The following is a 17,035-nucleotide window of genomic DNA, read 5'->3' on the forward strand; positions in this document are numbered from 1 at the left end:
TAGTGATAAAATTATTTAATAAGGAGACATTATGTCAAAAAGAATTTTATTTATTGTCGGTTCGTTTAGTGAAGGATCGTTCAACCGTCAATTAGCTAAAAAAGCAGAAACGATTATTGGCGATCGGGCTCAAGTTTCTTATTTAAGTTATGATCGTGTCCCGTTTTTTAATCAGGATTTAGAAACGTCAGTACATCCCGAGGTGGCACATGCACGAGAAGAAGTTCAAGAAGCAGATGCTATTTGGATTTTTTCACCCGTTTACAATTATGCTATTCCGGGCCCTGTCAAAAACCTGCTTGATTGGTTGTCGCGCTCTCTTGACTTATCAGACCCAACAGGACCTTCGGTGCTTCAAGATAAGATTGTGACGGTTTCCTCCGTTGCTAATGGAGCATCTCCAGAGGAAGTTTTTGAGGATTACCGCTCTTTACTTCCTTTTATCCGTATGCATTTGGTAGATCAATTAACGGGTGTTCCAATTAACTCAGAAGCTTGGAGCACAGGTATTCTTGAAGTATCAGCAGAAAAATTAGCAGAATTATCTGCTCAGGCAGATGCTTTATTGGCTGCTGTCGAAAATTAAGTAGAAGGTATTCTTTAAAGATTTGAACGGGATAAAGTCATTTTGTTTATCTTTTATGAGATTGCAAGCTCATCTTGCCTCACGTCTGCGGTTTACTGCCTAGTACTAAAAGACTGTAAAAGAACACTTGGATGTCATTCTTAACAATGAGCTTCAAGTGTTTTTTGTGTCTTAACTTTTTTATGTGAATGAGAATGTAAGAGAGTTCTTTCTGATAGTTGCTTTTCTAGGTTTTTAAAAGACTGTTATAATGGGGTTTTCATCTGTTACAAAAGTTTGTGAATAAAATAATTTATTACCGCAAAAACCCTTTTCTATAGCTATAGAAAGCGGTTAAAATTCTTGCACTTTGTGAAAGAATAAGCTACTATAAAATAGCAAGAAAAATTTTGGAGGTCATTATAGCAATGTTATCTAAAGAACAATATTTGGATATGTTTTTAAAAATGCAGCGTATTCGTAATGTCGATACAAAACTCAATAAATTAGTTCGTCGTGGTTTCGTACAAGGTATGACACACTTTTCAGTAGGAGAAGAGGCAGCTTCGGTTGGTGCTATTCAAGGCTTGACTGATCAGGATATTATCTTTTCAAATCACCGTGGACATGGTCAAACCATTGCAAAAGGGATTGACATTCCTGCTATGTTTGCAGAATTAGCCGGTAAGGCAACGGGTTCTTCAAAAGGTCGTGGCGGTTCTATGCACTTGGCTAATCTTGAAAAGGGAAACTATGGGACCAATGGTATTGTTGGTGGCGGTTATGCCTTAGCAGTCGGTGCTGCTTTGACACAGCAATATGATAATACGGGAAATATTGTTGTAGCCTTTTCAGGAGACTCGGCGACTAATGAAGGCTCTTTCCATGAGTCTGTTAATTTGGCAGCTGTCTGGAATTTACCGGTTATCTTCTTTATTATTAATAATCGCTATGGTATCTCAACAGATATTAATTATTCAACTAAGATTCCACATCTTTATTTACGTGCTGATGCTTATGGTATTTCTGGACATTATGTTGAAGATGGTAATGATGTCATTGCCGTTTATGAAAAAATGCGGGAAGTCATTGATGATGTGCGTGCAGGCAACGGACCGGCTCTTGTTGAAGTAGAATCTTATCGTTGGTTCGGACATTCTACTGCAGATGCAGGAGTTTACCGTACAAAAGAGGAAGTAGATGCTTGGAAAGCTAAAGATCCGCTTAAGAAATACCGCACTTATTTAACGGAAAATAAGATTGCAACAGATAAAGAACTTGATGCGATTGAAAAAGAAGTGGCTCAGGAAATTGAAGATGCGGTGGCATTTGCCCAAGAAAGTCCTGAACCAGATCTATCTGTAGCCTTTGAAGATGTTTGGGTAGATTAGCTAGGTCAGGAAGAGCCTTGACCTTTTGCATAAAATTTCATAAATTATACCTTGTCAAAGCGATTGACATGCTGATAAATTGACAAGCGAGAAATGCAGTCGTCTTCTGATGCTGTTAGGGTTTCATTAAAATGAGGAGAAAGAGATATATGTCAGAAACAAAAGTAGCAGCCTTGCGTGAAGCAATTAACCTTGCTATGAGTGAGGAAATGCGTAAGGATGAAAAAATTATTTTGATGGGTGAAGATGTTGGTGTTTACGGTGGCGACTTCGGTACTTCTGTTGGCATGCTGGCCGAATTTGGTGAAAAGCGTGTTAAAGATACCCCTATTTCAGAAGCGGCCATTGCAGGGTCTGCTGTAGGAGCTGCTCAAACTGGGCTGCGTCCCATAGTTGATTTGACCTTTATGGATTTTGTGACGATTGCCATGGATGCTATTGTTAATCAAGGTGCCAAAGCCAATTATATGTTTGGCGGCGGACTTAAAACGCCTGTAACTTTTCGTGTGGCCTCAGGCTCAGGTATCGGCTCAGCAGCGCAGCATTCTCAGTCACTAGAAGCTTGGTTAACTCATATTCCGGGAATCAAGGTGGTTGCGCCTGGTACAGTCAATGATGCTAAAGCCTTGCTCAAATCTGCTATTCGTGATAATAATATCGTTATTTTCATGGAACCAAAAGCACTTTATGGCAAAAAAGAAGTGGTCAATTTAGATCCCGATTTTTATATCCCGCTTGGTAAAGGCGAGCTTAAGCGTGAAGGAACAGATGTCACCATTGTATCTTATGGTCGTATGCTGGAACGCGTTCTCAAAGCTGCTGATGAGGTGGCGGCTGAAGGTATCAGTGTTGAAGTGGTTGACCCGCGTACCCTTATTCCGCTTGATAAAGACTTAATTATTAATTCTGTGAAAAAGACGGGTAAGGTTATCCTAGTCAATGATGCTTATAAAACAGGTGGTTTCATTGGTGAAATAGCATCAGTGATCACTGAAAGCGAAGCCTTTGATTATTTAGATGCTCCGGTGCTTCGTCTCGCTTCTGAGGATGTGCCTGTTCCCTATTCTCATGTTCTTGAAACAGCCATTTTACCAGATGTAGCAAAAATTAAGGATGCTATCTATAAACAGGTCAATAAAAAATAGGCAATTAAAGGTGAATAGATAAGAATGAGAAAGATCAGATGTTTACGCTAGACAAGCTGAACTTTTGTTCTTTCTCAGCTTTAAAAGGAAGGAAATGAAATGGCAGTCGAAATTATTATGCCTAAACTCGGTGTTGATATGCAGGAAGGCGAAATCATCGAGTGGAAAAAACAAGAAGGCGATGAGGTCAAAGAAGGGGATATCCTCCTTGAAATCATGTCTGACAAGACCAATATGGAAATTGAAGCTGAGGATTCAGGTGTCCTGCTTAAGATTGTTAAGGGAAATGGTCAAGTTGTTCCTGTAACTGAGGTCATTGGTTATATCGGTCAAGCAGGTGAAGTTCTTGAAATAGCTGATGTTCCTGAAAGCGCAGCTCTTCAAAAAGATAGTGCAGCACCTGTTGAAAACACAAAAGCAATGTCTTCTCCGACAGTTGCAGCAGCTTCTCAAGGAAAGGGAAAGATTCGAGCAACACCAGCAGCTCGTAAGGCGGCTCGTGATTTAGGAGTTAACCTAAGTCAAGTTTCAGGAACAGGAGCTAAAGGCCGTATTCATAAGGAAGATGTTGAAGACTTTAAAGCAGATCAGCCTAAGGCAACACCATTAGCTAGGAAAATTGCTATAGATAAAGGCATTGATTTAGCTAGTGTCTCAGGAACAGGTTTTGGCGGTAAAATTATCAAGGAAGATATCTTAAGCCTGCTTGAGTCAGGTCAGCCTGTTAAAGATGTGTCAGCTCCTGCTAAAGAAGCAGCTGCCTTACCAGAGGGTGTTGAAGTCATTAAAATGTCTGCCATGCGTAAGGCAGTGGCTAAGAGTATGGTCACTTCTTACCTGACAGCTCCAACTTTTACCCTTAATTATGATATTGATATGACCGAGATGATTGCTTTACGTAAAAAGTTAATCGACCCTATCATGGAAAAAACAGGTTTTAAAGTTAGCTTCACAGATTTGATTGGTCTGGCGGTCGTAAAAACCTTAATGAAACCAGAACATCGTTACCTCAATGCTTCACTCATTAATGACGCGACTGAGATTGAACTTCATCAATTTGTTAACCTTGGTATTGCCGTTGGACTTGATGAAGGACTGTTAGTACCCGTTGTTCATGGTGCCGATAAGATGACTTTATCAGACTTTGTTGTAGCTTCAAAGGATGTCATTAAGAAAGCTCAGACCGGTAAATTAAAAGCCACTGAAATGTCTGGTTCAACCTTTTCCATTACAAACTTGGGGATGTTTGGCACTAAGACTTTCAACCCCATTATCAATCAGCCTAATTCGGCTATTTTGGGTGTAGGAGCAACTATCCCAACGCCAACTGTTGTGGATGGTGAAATTAAGATTCGTCCAATCATGGCACTGTGCTTGACTATTGATCACCGCTTGGTTGATGGTATGAACGGCGCTAAGTTCATGGTTGATCTTAAAAAACTGATGGAAAATCCATTTACATTATTAATTTGAGGTTTGTGTTAACTGTTGACAGATACATTTGGTTGTCTTATAAATAAAATTAGAAACTAAAAAGGAGAAGAAAATGGCAGTCGAAATTATTATGCCCAAACTCGGTGTTGATATGCAGGAAGGCGAAATCATCGAGTGGAAAAACAAGAAGGCGATGAGATCAAAGAAGGGGATATCCTCCTTGAAATCATGTCTGACAAGACCAATATGGAAATCGAAGCTGAGGATTCAGGTGTCCTGCTCAAAATTGTTAAAGGAAATGGCCAAGTTGTCCCTGTGACTGAGGTCATTGGTTATATTGGTGCTGCTGGTGAAGCGATTGAAACAAATGCGGCACCAGCAGCTTCAGCTGATGATCTTAAAGCAGCGGGTCTTGAAGTTCCTGATACTTTAGGCGAGTCAGCAGTACCAGCAGATCAAAAAACTCCGCTTGCTGATGATGAATATGATATGATTGTCGTTGGTGGTGGTCCTGCAGGTTATTATGCTGCTATTCGCGGTGCACAATTGGGCGGTAAGGTTGCTATCGTCGAAAAATCAGAATTTGGAGGGACCTGTTTAAATAAAGGCTGCATTCCAACTAAAACTTATCTTAAGAATGCTGAAATCCTTGACGGCATCAAAATTGCAGCGGGCCGTGGGATTAATTTTGCTTCAACCAACTATACCATTGACATGGACAAAACGGTTGCCTTTAAAAATACCGTTGTTAAAACATTGACAAGTGGGGTTCAAGGACTTCTTAAAGCCAATAAAGTGACTATTTTCAATGGTCTCGGTCAGGTTAATCCTGATAAGACAGTGACTGTCGGTTCGGAAACGATTAAAGGACATAATATTATCCTTGCAACAGGTTCAAAAGTGTCTCGTATTAATATTCCGGGAATTGATTCACCTCTTGTTTTAACATCGGATGATATTCTTGACCTTCGTGACATTCCAAAAACACTTGCTGTGATGGGCGGTGGTGTTGTTGGTATTGAACTCGGTCTTGTTTACGCTTCTTATGGGACAGAAGTGACAGTCATTGAAATGGCTGACCGTATCATTCCTGCTATGGACAAGGAAGTATCGCTTGAACTGCAAAAAATTCTATCCAAGAAAGGAATGACCATTAAGACTTCTGTTGGTGTAGCTGAAATCGTTGAAGCTAACAATCAATTAACGCTGAAACTCAATGATGGTTCTGAAGTTGTGGCTGAAAAAGCACTGCTTTCTATTGGTCGTGTCCCACAATTAAACGGTTTGGAAAATCTTAATCTGGAACTTGAACGCGGTCGCATCAAAGTGGACGACTATCAGGAAACCTCTATTTCAGGTATTTATGCCCCGGGTGATGTTAATGGAAGAAAGATGTTAGCTCACGCTGCCTATCGTATGGGTGAAGTAGCTGCCGAAAATGCTATTTGGGGGAATGTTCGTAAGGCTAACCTGAAATATACACCAGCAGCTGTTTACACCCATCCAGAGGTTGCTATGTGCGGTATTACTGAAGAACAAGCCCGTCAAGAGTATGGAAATGTTTTAGTTGGGAAATCCTCTTTTACAGGAAATGGACGTGCGATCGCCTCTAATGAAGCTCAAGGTTTTGTCAAAGTCGTCGCAGATGCTAAGTACCATGAAATTCTTGGGGTTCATATTATCGGACCAGCAGCCGCTGAGATGATTAATGAAGCCTCAACGATTATGGAAAATGAGCTGACGGTTGATGAGCTGCTGCGTTCTATTCATGGTCACCCTACCTTCTCAGAGGTTATGTATGAAGCCTTTGCAGACGTCCTTAGCGAAGCTATTCATAACCCGCCAAAACATCGCTAATGATGGAATATCATTAGAGAACCTTATCTGACAAAGGATAAATTGGAACTATTTTTGCGTGCTTAACTTCCTTTTATCCCCTTTTTAAAAGAATTTGGAGAGAAAATGAAATATATTGTCAGTCAGTCAAATGATCCAGCTTTTAATATAGCTCAAGAAGCCTATGCTTTTAGAGAAATGCTTGATGAAGATGAAATTTTTATTTTATGGATCAATGAACCAACCATTGTTATTGGCAAACACCAAAATGCCATTGAAGAAATCAATAAAGAATATACAGATGCTCATGACATTCATATTGTTCGTCGTCTGTCAGGCGGCGGTGCAGTCTACCATGATCTTAATAATCTCAATTATACGATTATTTCCAATAAAGCAGATGAAGGGGCTTTTGATTTTAAAACCTTTTCCAAACCAGTTATTGATACTTTAGCGAAATTGGGGGTCAAGGCTGAATTTACTGGTCGTAATGATCTTGAAATTGATGGCAAAAAATTTTGTGGCAATGCCCAAGCTTACTATAAGGGACGAATGATGCATCATGGCTGTCTCATGTTTGATGTTGATAGATCTGTCTTAGCAGATGCTCTTAAAGTCAGTAAGGATAAGATTGAATCTAAAGGCATCAAGTCAGTTCGTGCGCGTGTGACTAATATTAATGATGAACTGCCTCAAAAGATGTCCGTTTTAGAATTTCGGGATGCCCTTCTTGAACAAGTTAAAGAAGAAAATCCAGATATGACTGAATATACTTTTTCAGAAGCAGAATTGGAACGCATCAAGCAGTCAGCTAAAGAGCAGTTTGGCAATTGGAATTGGATCTATGGAACTGCCCCAGACTATACTATAAAACGCAGTGTCCGTTACCCCGCAGGTAAGATTACAACCTATGCCAATGTTGAAAAATCGGTTATTAAATCAATTAAGATTTATGGAGATTTCTTTGGTATCGGAGATGTTGCCGATATTGAAGGTCTGCTTGTTGGCTGCCGCTATGATTATAAGGATGTCCTAGAAAAACTTAAAACCATTGATACAACACATTATTTCACGCGAATGACAAGGGAAGAAGTGGCCAAAGCGATTGTGGCCTAAATCATATATCACTTGCATTATCTGAAAAGATCTCGTTTCACATTTGAGACTGACCTTAAGAAAAGGTTTATTGCCAATTTTAAGGGAATAATTCATTTGGTGAACGAGAGGTCTTTTTTCGTTTATGCAACTACTTTTAATAGATAAATCGCTATAAATTTTTCTTATAGCATTTTATAAAAAAATAAATTATACAAGGCTAAAAAGAGATGCTATTATAGTTTTAAATTGGAGAAAGTTGGTAAAAGATGTCAGAAGGAATTTATGAAAAATTGAGGGAAATTCGGCATTATCTTCATCAACATCCTGAAATTTCAGAAAATGAATTTGAAACAACCGCATTCATTAAAAAGCATTTGAAAGATTTGGGCATTGAACCTCTTGCTTATCCCTTAAAAACAGGCGTCATTGCAGAAATCGGATCGGGTCAACCTATTATAGCTCTGAGGGCTGATATTGATGCTTTGCCTATTATCGAAAAGACAGGTCTCGCTTATGCTAGCAAGAATGGTGCCATGCACGCTTGCGGTCATGACTTTCATCAAACGAGTTTATTAGGCGCTGCCCAAATTCTCAAGGAAAGAGAGGCAGAAATCAAAGGGACTGTCCGCTTTATCTTTCAGCCGGCTGAAGAAAATTTTCAGGGTGCATACCAAGTGATTGAAGCGGGCGGTATTGAAGGTGTCTCTGCTATTATCGGCTATCATAATAATCCGCATTTAAAACCGGGTCAGATTGGTCTTCGCTCAGGTGCAATCATGGCTGGAGTCGAGCAATTTGAAGTAACTGTGGCTGGTATCAGTGCCCATGCAGCCCGTCCTGATTTAGGAGTAGATACGGTCTTGGCAATCACGACCATGATTCATAATTTGCAGCAGATTGTTGCACGTACGGTTTCGCCATTTGATTCTGCCGTTTTATCAGTCACCCATATTGATGTTGGCACAACTTGGAATGTCCTGCCAGCCAAAGGATTTTTTGAAGGGACTATTCGGACTTTTGATCCCAAGATTCGCTTAACCGTTATTGATAAGTTTACCAAAATTGTCGAAACAACGGCAGAACAATTTGGTGCACAGGTTTCTATTCAGTGGGGAAATTCGCCAAAAGTGACTTATAATGATGCCACTTTGACGCCTCTTATTTTTGAAAATTCCAAGACATTTGCTCAGGTCATTGAAACCTTGCCATCAACTGGCGGTGAAGATTTTGCAGCCTATCAGGAAAAAATCCCAGGTGTCTTTGCCTTTGTTGGATCAAATGGTGCTGATAATGCTCCAGACTGGCATCATGATGATTTTATTGTCAAAGATGACGCCTTGCCGACTGCTGTCAATTATTTTGTTGAAAATGCTTTTAAACTACTAGAATATTATAGAAGCTGACAGGAACCTTTTGTATGTGTCCTATCAAATAGACCCTAGAAAAAAAACTTTATCGCTTAATTTCAATTAAAAAATTCCCAAGACTGCTGTTTTATGCTCTTGGGAATTTTAGTTTCTTATAAATTAATTTGATTGTGTTAGTCCTTCTAGGTAACGTTTTTCTTTGGAAATAGGAAAGAAAGTACTAAGAAAATAAGCAGGCAAGGAATCCAAATTTTGTAGATAGAAATGTAAGCTTCTACCATACTGGAGTGGTTATATTGACTTAAATTTGCCATATTATTGCTAACCATTGAGATAAAAACAGTGACGCCTAGAACAGAGCCAATCTGTCTGACGACTCCAATAACGCTTTGAGAGGCGGTGAGCAGTTCACCTTGTAAAGTTGATGCCGCTAAAACATTGACAGGTCCAGCAATAATACCAAAACCAATGCCCAAAATTAAGGTTGTGAGAGCCATTGCCATCACTTTATTTGGATTGATGCTGACGATTAAAAGATAAGAAAGTAAAATAGCGGTCAAACCCACAAAAACCAGCAATCTTGAGCCCAATTGGTTAATAACTAAACTTCCTAAACCACCGCAGATAAAGACCACTAAGGACATAGGCAGTAAAATTAAGGCTGCATCAAGTTCTGTCTTTCCTTGAATGGTTGTAAAAAAGGTTGGCAAAATCACGATAACACCAATATAGAAGAATTGCGCTAATAAGGCGACCAATGCTGAAGCTGTGAATTCTCTAATCTTAAATAGCTTCAAATTAATCATCGGACTCTTACTATGCTTTTCAAGGATAATAAAAGCAAAGAGACTAAGCAAAAATGTTATCAAACAGCCTAAAGTGCGCCAGTCACCTGCTCCCCAATCTCTTATTTGAATTAAGCCCAATGTCACTAAAAAGAGGCCTAGCATTGAAATAAAACTGCCAGCAAAATCAATTTTGGACTCAGTCTTTTCTTCACTTTTAAAATGATAAGATAAAATCATGAGGCACGTTGCAATTATGATGATTGGCAGATTAATAAAGAAAATCCAGTGCCAAGAAAAGGTATCAGTAAGAATACCGCCCAAAGTCGGGCCGATAGCAGCAGCACCGCCCTGCATGAGACCAAGAGCAGCAACAATTTTAAAGCGATCTTTAACCTCCCAGGAAGAAATCCCTAAACTGTTGCCTACTGGAAGTAAAATAGCAGCTCCAAAACTGGAGATGATACGTCCAAGAATTAATTGAGAAAATCCATTAGCAAGCCCAGACAGTAAGCTGCCTATTCCAAAGAGCAGCAGGCAAAGGACAAATAACCGACCCTTGCCATAAATATCAGCAATCTTGCTTAAAGGAATGGTACAGGAAGCAAAAATGATGGTATAAACATTGATGGTCCAAGAGAGTTGATCCAGTTTTACTCCCAAGCCCTTTTGAATAGCCGGTAAGGTGATGTTCATAATAGTAGTGTCTAACATTACGATAAAAATCCCTAAACACATGGCTATTGTTAACATGATTTTTTTAGTCATAGTGATCTCCTTTTTAAAAATATGAGTATATACTCATATTTAATTGTATTCTTGAGAAAGAATTTTGTCAATAAATAAATGAGCTTTTACTCATATTTTTTCAAAAAACGTTCTCTTTAAAGAAAGAAAAGGTGTGATATAATGAAAAAGGAGTAATTTCGAAAAAAGGAATGGAAAAATGGCAGAAAAAAGTATCAGAAAACCCAAGCAAGAAAGAAGTATTGAAAAGCGCAACAAGATACTTCAAGTGGCTAAAGATTTGTTTTCAGATAAAACTTATTTTAATGTGACAACCAATGAAATTGCTAAAAAAGCTAATGTCTCTGTAGGGACACTCTACGCTTACTTTGCCAGCAAAGATGATATTTTAACAGCGCTTTTAAAAAGGTATAATGACTTTTTTCTGACAGCCATTTTTGCTGATATCAATAGTCAAGATTCTTTAGACAGGTTCAAAAAGAACCCTAAGGAATGGCTGAGCGCTTTGATTAATCAGTTATTGGCTGCAGAAGATAAAATTTTTCATGCTCAAATTGAGATGTTAGCCTATGCTATTCCGCAGGCTAAAGACTTACTGGAGGAGCATAATAATAACTTGAAAAATTTGACCTACAAATGTCTTTTATATTATAGCGATCAGGATGCCAATCCGAGCTTTAAAACCTTGTCTCTTGTGGTCTTTGATTTTATTTCAGCTTTGGTAGATGAATTGCTTTATCATGAACACACGCAAGAAGAAGCACAACAAATAAAAAAGACTGGCATAGACAGTCTTGAGCTGATTATTAAGTCTTATTTATAGTCGTTTGGTTTATGTTTTAGGATATCTCCGTAACTTGCCTTGTCTAACTTAGGTTAGATCTGTCCTACTTTGGCTAGATGAGATCGCTTGTTTGCCATCAAATGTGCAACGGCTCAGTGCTAAAAGCGAATCAAACGATAATACAGTAACTTGTCACTTTTTAGAAGATTATAAAAGGGGAGTAGGCCTAATTAAGATTTCAGAGAAATCAATTTTGCCTACTTCCTTTAATCATTTCATAAGTTTTAGCAATGATGGCTTAATTTAAAATGATTGAGCGATTTTATCCAGCAGATCAACTAAATGCTTGATTTCAGGTGTTAAGGTTGAGGATTTTAAGTAAGCGTAGTTAACATAAAATCCTAATTTATTATTTTCTTTAAAAGGAATTTTGACCAGATGATGATCTTGTTTGGTCAGTGAGATATCCGTCAACAAACTGACACCCATATTGTGGCTGACCATTTGCTTGATAAGAGTAACATCATCAGATTTGAAAAAAATCTGAGCCTGATTTTGATAGGTTTGATTAAGATAATCAAATGCCTTTAGATGGACATTGTGTTCATCTAAAAGAATAAAATTTTCTTTTAAGACATCAGAAAAAGCTAAGGCTTTTTTTCTTTTAGCCAATAAATGATCTTTAGAAACAATGAGATAGAGTTTCCGATGAAGGATTTTTTTGATAACTAATTCATCATGGTAAAAGGGCTCTATTGTCCCAATTAAACTGAGATCCAGCTCTCCTTGTAATAGTTGCTCCAATAACTCAACAGAACCTCCTCGAATGGAGCGAATACGCTTCAGAAAAGCTAAGTCTTGATTGGTTTCTTTAAGCAGCGACAATAAATAATTAATAATAATGGGTGGGCATCCTAAGGTAGAATAGTGAGCCAGTGAACGGTTCATCTCCTTTTGGGCAGAACTAATTTCCGGCAGAATTCTCTCAAGGTGACGCTTCAAAATATTTCCTTGCTGCGTCAAAGCAAAAGTACGATGAGAGGGGTCCTTAACAATAAGGTCACAATTAAATTGTTCCTCTAATCTTTTGACAGAATAGGAAACAGAAGGCTGGCTAATTTGAAATTTTTCAGCAACCTTAGTGAAGGACTGTAATTGTGACAGGTGATAAAAATACTTTAAATCTTTAATATTCATTGTTAACCTTTCTATTATTTTTACAGTTTAGCATATTTTTGGCATTTAGGTATTTTAAAGATTGTTATAAGTATTTTTTATCCGTTATCTAAGGTTTGACTATAAGGCCATTTGTTTCATACAATGAATTGTAAAGTCAACTTCCAAGTGGTTTAAAAGTAACAGAAATAGTGGTTTTTTCTTTTGCTCTTAATCGAGATTATCAATAATCTCTTCAAAAATAGCAATGAAGGTTTGTTGTTTTCTCTTGGGAAGTTGCTTTATTTTCATATTAAGGCGTTTTAAAGTTAATTGTTTCTCGGAATTGATTGTTCCTTCAAGACTGTTAAAGTCAAAAAAATCTTCCGGTGTCATACCTAGTGCTTCAATCACTTTTTCAAGCGTCTGCAAGCTGAGATTATGGTTTTGATTTTCAATCTGATTGATATATTTCAATCCTAATCCAGCTTTTTCAGACAAACTTTCTTGGCTGATGCCTTGTGCTTGCCGATGATACCTTACTTTATTTGCAACATATTTTTGGAGATAGCTTTTTTTCTTCATAATTAAAGAATACAAGTTTAAAAGCAAATAGTTAACTTTTTATACAATACTATGTATCTTATATGATACATTTTATGCTATAATATGATCAATAAATATAAGGAGGTGCAGAAAATGTATGCACATGACATTTTAAACAATCCTTTTTTGAATAAAGGGACTGCTTTTACCATGGAAGAACGTAAGAAATTTGGACTTATTGGTCTCTTGCCCCCTCACGTTCAGACTCTTAAAGAGCAAGCAGAGCAGACTTATGCGCAAATGCAAACTAAAGCTAATAATTTGGAAAAACGTCTTTTCTTGATGGAGATTTTTAATACCAATCGGACACTTTTCTACTATCTCTTCTCTCAACATTTGGCAGAATTGAATCCAATTATTTACGATCCAACCATCGCAGATACGATTGAAGGTTACAGTGACCTTTTTGTAGATCCTCAGTATGCGGGTTACTTGGATATTAACCATCCTGAAAACATTGAGACTACCCTCAAAAATGCGGCAGGTGAGCGTGATATTCGTTTGATTGTTGTGACCGATGCCGAAGGTATCCTTGGTATCGGTGACTGGGGGACTAATGGGGTGGACATCTCTGTTGGGAAGCTCATGGTTTACACAGGGGCAGCAGGGATTGATCCAGCAACTGTTTTGCCATTGGTGATTGATGCAGGTACCAACCGTGAGGAATTGCGCAATAATCCTAACTATCTGGGTAACCGTCATGAACGTGTTCGTGGCGACCGTTACTATGACTTTATCGATCAATTTGTCCAAACAGCTGAACGCCTTTTCCCTAAACTTTACCTTCACTGGGAAGACTTCGGTCGTTCAAATGCGGCCAATATCTTGGAAAAATACCGTAAGGAAATTCCAACCTTCAACGATGATATTCAAGGGACTGGCATCGTAACCCTTGGTGGTATCTTTGCGGCTATGGATATCACAGGTGAAAAATTGACTGATCAAGTCTATCTCTGTTACGGTGGCGGTACAGCAGGTGCTGGTATTGCCTCTCGTGTCTTGCGTGAAATGGTTTCAGAAGGCCTGCCTGAAGAAGAAGCCTACAAGCGTTTCTTCATGGTGGACAAGCAAGGTCTCCTCTTTGACGATATGGATGACTTAACTCCTGAACAAAAGCCATTTGCCAAGAAGCGGGCGGATTTTCCAAATGCAGATCAGTTGACAGACCTGCTTGAAGTGGTCAAAACCGTGAAACCAACCATCTTGGTTGGTACCTCAACAAATCCAGGTGCCTTCACGAAAGAAGTTGTTGAAGCTATGTGTGAAAACACTGAACGCCCAGTCATCTTCCCAATCTCTAATCCTACAAAATTGGCAGAAGCATCGGCTCAAGACTTGATTATCTGGTCTGATGGTAAGGCCTTTGTGGCAACCGGTATCCCAGCTGATACTGTATCCTACAAGGGTGTGGACTATGTTATTGGTCAAGCCAACAATGCCCTCATCTACCCTGGCCTTGGGCTTGGTATGTTGGCATCAGAAGCTAGCCTTTTGACAGATGAAATGATTGGAGCGGCAGCACACTCTCTCAGTGGTATCATCGATATCACCAAACCAGGTGCGCCAGTTCTTCCTCCATTCAAATATGTGGGTGATGTGTCTATCAAGGTCGCTGAAGCCGTGGCTAAGAAGGCTCAAGAACAAGGTCTTGCGCTTGCTGAAGAAACCGATATGGTCAAGGCTGTTCGTGACTTTAAGTGGTACCCAGAGTATTAATCATCTAAATCGGACGGTGCTGTCAAGAATATTTAGAGTATAAATTAGCAAGGCGCTCCTAGATCCCTAGAACAAAAGGACAGGGCGCTTCTTGTTAGCAGACGGAGTGTGTTATAACCTACCGTGTTTGTTAAATGATCAAGAAAGGAAACCTCATGGATATCTTTTTAACCTCAATTTCGAGTATTATTCCCATCATTGTGATTATTGTGCTCGGTTATGCCCTTCAAGTGCGTGGTTGGTTTACAGATAATTTTGGCCCCACACTCTCTCGCCTTATCATGAATGTGGCGCTGCCAGTGTCCATTTTTGTGTCGGTCCTTAAGTACTTGACTCTGGATAAGCTAGTTAGCCTGTCAGGCGGCCTGCTTTACACCTTTGGTGCCTTTATTCTGACCTATATTTTGGCCTTCCTAGCTGTGAAGATTTTTAAGATCCGTCCAGGTCGCAGAGGGACCATGATCAATACCTTTGTCAATGCCAATACTATTTTCATCGGTCTGCCCTTGAATGTAGCACTCTTTGGCGATCGGGCTCTGCCTTACTTCCTAATTTACTATATTACCAATACCATCTCAACTTGGACTCTAGGTGTCTACCTCATGACGACTGATAGTAAGTCTGGCAAAGGACAAGCGACCAAGTTTAATTGGAAAAACCTTTTGCCAGCTCCCCTCATTGGTTTCTTGGTAGCCTTGGTCTTCTTGATTCTGCGCATTCCAGTGCCTGCTTTTGCTAACAGTACCCTGACTTATATTGGTAGTCTGGTGACACCGCTGTCCTTAATTTATATTGGGATTGTTTTGGCTAAGGCTGGGCTTAAGAGTATCCACTTTGACAAAGATACTATTGTGACTCTGGTGGGACGCTTTATCTTAGCTCCTATCGTTATGTTTGGTCTTCTTTATTTGACAGGAAAAGGTCTGCCAGTGACTGAGTTTAAGACTTTCGTAGTTCAATCGGCAGCTCCGGCACTTGCGGTCTTGCCAATTCTCGCCAGTCAAGGTGACGGTGATGTCGAATTTTCAACTAATATCGTTACCCTGAGTACAGTACTCTTTGTAATTGTCATTCCGATTGTTGTGACCTTGATGGGTTAAGGTCGATGTAAGCCTTAATGTTTATAATCCTTAAAAAGGTGTGCTTCTTTTAAGGACTATTGCTATTCATTTTTGTCCTTTCGGACAACTTATTGTTATCACAAGGAGGAAAAAATATTATGACAACACCCCACACCCCACAGCCGCAAAGAAAAAGCGATGGAAAAGGTTGGCTTGATTTTGGACCGCGTAACTTGAGCCGCGATAATGAAAATCGGGATATCTTGGTTCCGCCTGTCACTGACCATGGGACCATGCCCAATATGCGCTACAGCTTTTCAGATGCCCACAATCGGATGGAAGAAGGAGGCTGGGCGCGTGAAGTGACCATTCGTGAACTACCTGCTTCAGATGAATTGGCTGGTGTCAATATGGCCTTGGCACCAGGTGCTTATCGTGAACTGCATTGGCACAAAGAAGCCGAATGGGGACTTATGCTGTACGGCAATGCCCGCATTACAGCGATTGACGAGAACGGTCAGTCTTATATTGATGATGTCGAAGAAGGAGATCTTTGGAATTTTGAATCCGGCGTTGCTCATTCTATTCAGGCCTTGGACAAGGGCTGTGAGTTTCTGTTAGTTTTCAGCGAAGCCAATTTCTCAGAAAATCAAACCTTACTGCTTAGTGACTGGTTGGCTCACACTCCTGATGACATCGTTGCTGCTAATTTTAAGAAGACTGAGGAAGAATTGGCTAGTCTTCCTAAGGCAGAAAAATATATCTTTAATGGGACAATTCCTGGTTCTATTGAAGCAGAGAAGCGCGCCAATCCCAATGGTGATGTGGTCAATCCGCTGACACTGCATTTGGATAAAATTGCACCGATTCAGTCAGAAGCTGGACGTGCTTGGATTTTGGATCAGAAGGTCTTTCCGGCTGCTAAGACGATTTCAGCAGCTATTGTTGAGGTTGAGCCGGGCGGTATGCGGGAATTGCACTGGCATCCTAAGTCATCCGAATGGCAGTATTACATCAAGGGTCAGGCCCGCATGACAGTTTTTAATTCTAATGGTTTGGCTCGTACCTATGACTTTTCAGCTGGAGATGTAGGCTATGTACCCAATGTAGCGGGGCATTATGTTCAAAATACAGGTGACGAAACGTTGGTTTTCGTTGAAGTTTTTCGCAACCCTGATTATTCCGATATTTCGCTCAATAAGTGGCTGGCGACAACTCCTGTCAATAATGTTGCAGAGCACCTCAATCTTCCTAAGGAACTTGTCCAAAATCTGCCTCAGGCAGAGACTCCGCAACCTGTCATTTGGTTTGATAAGGATAAAGCTGCAAAAAAGCCTTTTTAGAC

General features: G+C 39.6%; 14 protein-coding genes and 1 pseudogene. 12 read left to right on the plus strand and 3 right to left on the minus strand.

All coding sequences use genetic code 11. The features are described 5' to 3' along the window. Window positions 1–31 precede the first annotated feature (31 nt). From SRT_RS00725 to SRT_RS00755, 8 genes and pseudogenes are all read left to right on the plus strand, one after another. Entirely contained in the window at window positions 32–586 is a 555-nt protein-coding gene (locus tag SRT_RS00725) for an NADPH-dependent FMN reductase (protein WP_128832704.1), read from the plus strand. A 401-nt stretch (window positions 587–987) separates the two neighbouring features. After that, window positions 988–1,956: a thiamine pyrophosphate-dependent dehydrogenase E1 component subunit alpha gene (locus tag SRT_RS00730; protein ID WP_128833998.1), complete on the plus strand. Its 969-nt coding sequence runs from the start codon at window positions 988–990 to the stop codon at window positions 1,954–1,956. A 149-nt stretch (window positions 1,957–2,105) separates the two neighbouring features. Next, window positions 2,106–3,101: an alpha-ketoacid dehydrogenase subunit beta gene (locus SRT_RS00735; RefSeq protein ID WP_128832705.1), complete on the plus strand. Its 996-nt coding sequence runs from the start codon at window positions 2,106–2,108 to the stop codon at window positions 3,099–3,101. Between the two features lie 99 nt (window positions 3,102–3,200). Beyond that, window positions 3,201–4,574 (plus strand): dihydrolipoamide acetyltransferase, encoded by a 1,374-nt coding sequence (locus SRT_RS00740; protein WP_128832706.1) that lies wholly within the window; start codon window positions 3,201–3,203, stop codon window positions 4,572–4,574. A 73-nt stretch (window positions 4,575–4,647) separates the two neighbouring features. Beyond that, window positions 4,648–4,922 (plus strand): annotated as a pseudogene (locus SRT_RS11220) (biotin/lipoyl-containing protein); the annotation flags it as partial. 102 nt (window positions 4,923–5,024) lie between these two features. Next, complete coding sequence (lpdA, locus tag SRT_RS00745; RefSeq protein ID WP_308417628.1) at window positions 5,025–6,392, plus strand: dihydrolipoyl dehydrogenase; 1,368 nt, start codon at window positions 5,025–5,027, stop codon at window positions 6,390–6,392. A gap of 105 nt (window positions 6,393–6,497) precedes the next feature. Further along, the gene (lplA, locus tag SRT_RS00750) at window positions 6,498–7,487 is read left to right on the plus strand and encodes a lipoate--protein ligase (RefSeq protein WP_128832707.1); all 990 of its coding nucleotides are present in this window, start codon (window positions 6,498–6,500) and stop codon (window positions 7,485–7,487) included. 248 nt (window positions 7,488–7,735) lie between these two features. After that, on the plus strand, window positions 7,736–8,872 hold the full coding sequence (locus tag SRT_RS00755; RefSeq protein WP_128832708.1) for an amidohydrolase: 1,137 nt from the start codon (window positions 7,736–7,738) through the stop codon (window positions 8,870–8,872). Between the two features lie 146 nt (window positions 8,873–9,018). Here the strand turns inward: SRT_RS00755 and SRT_RS00760 are convergent, their stop codons facing one another. After that, complete coding sequence (locus SRT_RS00760; protein ID WP_161940002.1) at window positions 9,019–10,389, minus strand: MFS transporter; 1,371 nt, start codon at window positions 10,387–10,389, stop codon at window positions 9,019–9,021. A gap of 178 nt (window positions 10,390–10,567) precedes the next feature. Here SRT_RS00760 and SRT_RS00765 point away from each other — a divergent pair, with 178 nt between their 5' ends. Beyond that, complete coding sequence (locus SRT_RS00765) at window positions 10,568–11,191, plus strand: TetR/AcrR family transcriptional regulator (protein WP_128832710.1); 624 nt, start codon at window positions 10,568–10,570, stop codon at window positions 11,189–11,191. Between the two features lie 264 nt (window positions 11,192–11,455). Here SRT_RS00765 and mleR read toward each other — a convergent pair whose 3' ends face one another. After that, complete coding sequence (mleR, locus tag SRT_RS00770; RefSeq protein WP_128832711.1) at window positions 11,456–12,349, minus strand: LysR family transcriptional regulator MleR; 894 nt, start codon at window positions 12,347–12,349, stop codon at window positions 11,456–11,458. Window positions 12,350–12,538: 189 nt separating this feature from the next. After that, the gene (relB, locus tag SRT_RS00775; RefSeq protein WP_002279195.1) at window positions 12,539–12,892 is read right to left on the minus strand and encodes a type II toxin-antitoxin system RelB family anti-toxin; all 354 of its coding nucleotides are present in this window, start codon (window positions 12,890–12,892) and stop codon (window positions 12,539–12,541) included. Between the two features lie 114 nt (window positions 12,893–13,006). On the opposite strand from relB, the gene SRT_RS00780 reads away from it, so the two are divergent. From SRT_RS00780 to SRT_RS00790, 3 genes are all read left to right on the plus strand, one after another. Next, the gene (locus tag SRT_RS00780) at window positions 13,007–14,629 is read left to right on the plus strand and encodes a malolactic enzyme (protein WP_128832712.1); all 1,623 of its coding nucleotides are present in this window, start codon (window positions 13,007–13,009) and stop codon (window positions 14,627–14,629) included. Between the two features lie 155 nt (window positions 14,630–14,784). Further along, window positions 14,785–15,729 carry an AEC family transporter gene (locus tag SRT_RS00785; RefSeq protein WP_128832713.1) on the plus strand — a complete coding sequence of 315 codons (945 nt, stop codon included), beginning with the start codon at window positions 14,785–14,787 and terminating at the stop codon, window positions 15,727–15,729. A gap of 119 nt (window positions 15,730–15,848) precedes the next feature. Beyond that, the gene (locus tag SRT_RS00790) at window positions 15,849–17,033 is read left to right on the plus strand and encodes an oxalate decarboxylase family bicupin (protein ID WP_128832714.1); all 1,185 of its coding nucleotides are present in this window, start codon (window positions 15,849–15,851) and stop codon (window positions 17,031–17,033) included. The last annotated feature ends 2 nt before the right edge of the window (window positions 17,034–17,035 follow it).

The organism is Streptococcus troglodytae (genome assembly GCF_002355215.1).
Taxonomy (GTDB): domain Bacteria; phylum Bacillota; class Bacilli; order Lactobacillales; family Streptococcaceae; genus Streptococcus; species Streptococcus troglodytae.

Bases quoted from the DNA above. Each gene is read 5' to 3' on its own strand.
- lpdA (WP_308417628.1), top strand. From the start codon at position 5,025: ATGATTGTCGTTGGTGGTGGTCCTGCAGGTTATTATGCTGCTATTCGC.
- SRT_RS00755 (WP_128832708.1), top strand. From the start codon at position 7,736: ATGTCAGAAGGAATTTATGAAAAATTGAGGGAAATTCGGCATTATCTT.
- SRT_RS00760 (WP_161940002.1), bottom strand. From the start codon at position 10,389: ATGACTAAAAAAATCATGTTAACAATAGCCATGTGTTTAGGGATTTTT.
- SRT_RS00785 (WP_128832713.1), top strand. From the start codon at position 14,785: ATGGATATCTTTTTAACCTCAATTTCGAGTATTATTCCCATCATTGTG.
- SRT_RS00780 (WP_128832712.1), top strand. From the start codon at position 13,007: ATGTATGCACATGACATTTTAAACAATCCTTTTTTGAATAAAGGGACT.
- SRT_RS00790 (WP_128832714.1), top strand. From the start codon at position 15,849: ATGACAACACCCCACACCCCACAGCCGCAAAGAAAAAGCGATGGAAAA.
- SRT_RS00765 (WP_128832710.1), top strand. From the start codon at position 10,568: ATGGCAGAAAAAAGTATCAGAAAACCCAAGCAAGAAAGAAGTATTGAA.
- SRT_RS00740 (WP_128832706.1), top strand. From the start codon at position 3,201: ATGGCAGTCGAAATTATTATGCCTAAACTCGGTGTTGATATGCAGGAA.
- mleR (WP_128832711.1), bottom strand. From the start codon at position 12,349: ATGAATATTAAAGATTTAAAGTATTTTTATCACCTGTCACAATTACAG.
- lplA (WP_128832707.1), top strand. From the start codon at position 6,498: ATGAAATATATTGTCAGTCAGTCAAATGATCCAGCTTTTAATATAGCT.
- SRT_RS00735 (WP_128832705.1), top strand. From the start codon at position 2,106: ATGTCAGAAACAAAAGTAGCAGCCTTGCGTGAAGCAATTAACCTTGCT.
- relB (WP_002279195.1), bottom strand. From the start codon at position 12,892: ATGAAGAAAAAAAGCTATCTCCAAAAATATGTTGCAAATAAAGTAAGG.
- SRT_RS00725 (WP_128832704.1), top strand. From the start codon at position 32: ATGTCAAAAAGAATTTTATTTATTGTCGGTTCGTTTAGTGAAGGATCG.